This is a genomic window from Arthrobacter sp. Hiyo1 (assembly GCF_001263615.2).
Taxonomy (GTDB): Bacteria; Actinomycetota; Actinomycetes; order Actinomycetales; family Micrococcaceae; genus Arthrobacter.
Window position 1 is genome coordinate 322,413 of record NZ_DF952473.1, and the last position, 3,200, is coordinate 325,612.

The 3,200-nt window shown below is 64.0% G+C and carries 2 pseudogenes; both read left to right on the forward strand.

The features are described 5' to 3' along the window. Nucleotides 1-210: pseudogene (locus AHiyo1_RS24885) on the forward strand (ribonuclease Z); the annotation flags it as partial. A gap of 165 nt (nt 211-375) precedes the next feature. Next, a pseudogene (locus AHiyo1_RS27985) lies at nt 376-3,006 on the forward strand (response regulator); the annotation flags it as partial. Nucleotides 3,007-3,200: the final 194 nt, after the last annotated feature.

Genomic DNA, 3,200 nt, shown 5'->3' on the forward strand with positions numbered 1-3,200 from the left:
GCGCAGTACCGCCACCTCACCGCCGGGCAGGCGGGGGCATTGGCTGCCACCGCCGAAGCGGGCATGCTCATCCTGACCCATTTCTCGTCGCGCTATCCCGACGTCGGACTGCTCGCGGAGCAAGCCCGGGCGCGGTCCGGCGGGGCCTCCGTCATGGCCGCGAACGACCTGGACCGGGTTCCCTTCCCGAAACGGCAGCGGTGGTTGTAGGCTTGTCATCCATTCAGTTCTGGGGGCCGAAATGACAAACGAAATACGGCCGCTGGATCAGTTCGGCTTTTTTGGCGGCCTGGTCGACGCCGTACCGGACGCCTTGCTGGTGATCGACGCAGACGGTCAGGTCACGTTCGGCAATGCTATTCAGAGCAGCTCTTCGGTTATTCGCGTAGCGAACTGCTGGGCAAGCATTATGAGGTGCTGCTTCCGGCGCGGTTCGAGGGCCAAGGCGGCGCCATCCGGGACCTCTTTGCCCGTGATCCGGGAATACGCCGGGCCGGGACTGACCTGAAACTGTTCGGCCGCCACCGCGACGGCGGCGAGTTTCCCATTGAGGTCAGCTTTGCTCCCCTCGGCGTCGGACCGGCCATGCAGCTCGTTGCCTCTATCCGCGAAGTAAGTGACCGCGTCCGCGTTGATGCCGAACTCCGCGATGCCCTCTCCCTTCTCAGCGCTACCCTTGAGTCCACGGCCGATGGCATCCTGGTTGTCGCGGCGGACGGGACTATCGCGGGGGCGAACGAGCGCTTTGCCGAGTTGTGGGGCATCCCCGCGGATCTCCTGGAGTCGCACGACGACGGCCGGCTGTTGGCTTTCGTCCTCGACCAGCTCACGGATCCCGACGGGTTCATAGGCAAGGTCCAGGAACTGTACGCCGATCCGGGGGCGGAGAGCCTGGACATGTTGGAATTCCGTGACGGGCGGACGTTTGAACGGTATTCCCGGCCCCAACAGGTCGGGGATGAGATCGTGGGACGGGTCTGGAGTTTCCGCGACGTCACTTCCCGTCAGCGCGCACAGGACCAGGCGCGGGAGGCACTCGCCCAAGTGGAGGGCCTGGCCGCAATTGTTGAGTCTTCGGCCGACGCGATCATCGGCATGACCCCCGCGGGCGTCATCACCAGCTGGAACCCTGGGGCGGAGAAACTGTACGGATACACTGCCGCTGAAGCGACCGGGCAGAACGTACAGCTCCTCATTCCGGACTACCTCCAAGCCGAGGACGAGGTGTTCACCGCCGTCCAGAATGGTGGCCAGGCCCGTAGCTTCGAGACGGACCGGATGCGCAAGGACGGGTCCATCGTGCCTGTGTCCCTCACGGTCTCCCCGATCCGCGGCGACCACGGAGTCACCGGAATTGCGAGCATCGGGCAGGACATTACCGCCCGGCGTGCCGCCGAAGCGGACCTGTTGGCAGCCAGGGAGGCCGCCCTGGAATCGAGCAGGTTGAAGTCCGAATTCCTCGCGACGATGAGCCATGAGATCCGCACCCCCATGAACGGGGTCATCGGCTTGACAACGCTGTTGTTGGACACGCCGCTGGATGAAACGCAACGCAAGTACGCCGAAGGTGTCCAGACCGCTGCCGGAGCTCTATTGACCCTGATTAACGACATCCTGGACTTCTCGAAGTTGGAAGCGGGGAAGATCGACCTGGACATCACGCCCTTCGATCCGCAGGACGTGATGGAGGAAGTGGCGTCGCTACTGGCCGAAGCAGCCCAGGGCAAAGGCTTGGAACTCATCGCGTACTGCCACCCCGATGTTCCCGCGCAATTGGCCGGTGATGCCGGCCGGATCCGGCAGATCCTATTGAACCTGGCTTCGAACGCCGTAAAATTCACCGCGTCCGGTGAAGTTGCCATCCGGGTAACCATCGCAGACAAAGACGCAAGAACAGCGCTTGTTCGATTCGAAGTCAGCGATACCGGCATTGGTATCGACGCCGCGGATCACTTGCGCTTGTTCGATTCGTTCTCCCAAGCAGATGCATCCACCACGCGTCGGTACGGTGGAACCGGGCTGGGGTTGGCCATCTGCCGGCGCCTGACGGAAGTGATGGGCGGGGACATCGGCTTGACCAGTACCCCTGGTGAGGGAAGCACGTTCTGGTTCTCCCTCCGATTGCCGCTCGCCAAGGAACCCGGGCGGGTTCCCGCCCGCACTGTCCCTGGCCCACTGGCGGGTCTGCGCGTTTTGGTGGTCGACGATAATGCCACCAACAGGTTGGTGTTGGAATCGCAATTGAACACATGGGGGCTGCGACCGGACCCGGTTGCCGACGCGCGTACGGCGCTCGACCGGTCACGGAAGGCAGCCGCCGCAGGGAAACCCTTCGACATTGCCGTGCTCGACATGTGCATGCCGGACATGGACGGCCTCGAGCTTGCCCACGAGCTCTCGAAGGACCCAGGCTTGCGGGGCATCCGCCTTATGATGCTGACCTCCGCGTCCCAGGTATCCAAGCCCGATATGGCCGGCGCGGGAATCAGCGAATGGCTCACGAAACCCGTACGCGGTTCGGAACTCTACGACCGCCTGGTGCGGCTGGCAGCGGGCAATGCGGCGACCGGACCGGCGTCCGCACTTGCACGGCCACCGAGGCCGGACAGGCCCTCCAAAGGTAGGATCCTTGTGGTGGAGGACAACGCGGTGAACCAGCTCGTCGCCTGTGAAATGGTTGCCAAGCTGGGCTACGAAGCCGAGGTCGCTGCCGATGGCGCCGAGGCTGTCTCCGCCATCGCCGCCCGCTCCTATGCGGCTGTGCTCATGGATTGCCACATGCCCGTCATGGACGGCTTCGAGGCCACCAGGAGCATCCGGGTGCAGGAGAACGGCTCTGTCCGCCTGCCCATCATCGCCATGACCGCAGGAGCCCAGGACGAAGACCGCGAGCGCTGCCTCGCAGCCGGCATGGATGATTACCTCAGCAAACCAGTCGATCTGGCCGGCCTGGAAGAAGCCCTCAATCGCTGGGTTCCCCGTGCGGTCCCTTCATCGGGCATTTGATCACGGGGTGCTTACGTAGGATTCTCCGCGTGTTCCGCAGCCCGTGCCTGGAAAACGAGTAGGCGGCACTCGTGCCTCCGGGCCGGGAAAGATGTTGAATTAATACAGGAATACATCCGCGGCTTGAAACAGACCAGCCGGCCCTCCGGGACCGGCGTTGGACGGGGCCGACGGCGGGAGTGCCCCTGGAGCCC